A 629-nucleotide genomic window follows, 5' to 3' on the forward strand; every position below is an offset into this window, starting at 1 on the left:
GTGTCTGTTGCAACACCTTGCTTATGAGAAGGAGAAAGAAGTCTTCGTATTCCACCGACAGTAGAACCAGCCAAATGACCTAAAGCACTTCCAACCAATGCCCCGCCCGCTCCTAAACCTGCACCAGATAACGTACTTGTAAGTGTATTACCAAGTCCTTCGCCTTCTCCTGCGCCATGTAATGCTCCAGATGCCGCTCCTACTTTAAGCAAATGAGGCAATGTTGTTTTGTTCGTGATGCCTAAAAATGGACTTGCAAATCGACTTGGGGGTAACTGACCTGCTTTCAAAAAGGCTTGACCTAATTTTGACCCCGCCACATTCCTTGCAAGTGTAGGCGCTACAAAGCGTGCTCCTGAGGCTAACAATCCTCCTCCTAAAGTCGCAAGGGAAGGGATTGCCGACCCTAAAGCATTTCCAGCAAAAGAAGTCCAATAATGTTGATCACTCATCCTACGATAATAATCACGTAGTCTATTGGCTTCTTTCTCATATTTTTCTATGGTTTTCTTATCTCCAGTCCAATAGTTGTAAAGCCCCTTCAAAAAAGCACTTATTGCCAACTCATCATCAGAATCACGTCCTGCCGCTGTAATCCCCGCAATCTCATCATCTAAATTAAAACTCAA

General features: G+C 44.5%; 1 pseudogene. It reads right to left on the reverse strand.

The window, feature by feature from the left end:
- A pseudogene (locus ACFIJP_RS09580) lies at positions 1-629 on the reverse strand (hypothetical protein); the annotation flags it as partial.

Source organism: Bartonella sp. MU37NMGALS (assembly GCF_042194015.1).
GTDB classification, from domain to species: domain Bacteria; phylum Pseudomonadota; class Alphaproteobacteria; order Rhizobiales; family Rhizobiaceae; genus Bartonella; species Bartonella grahamii.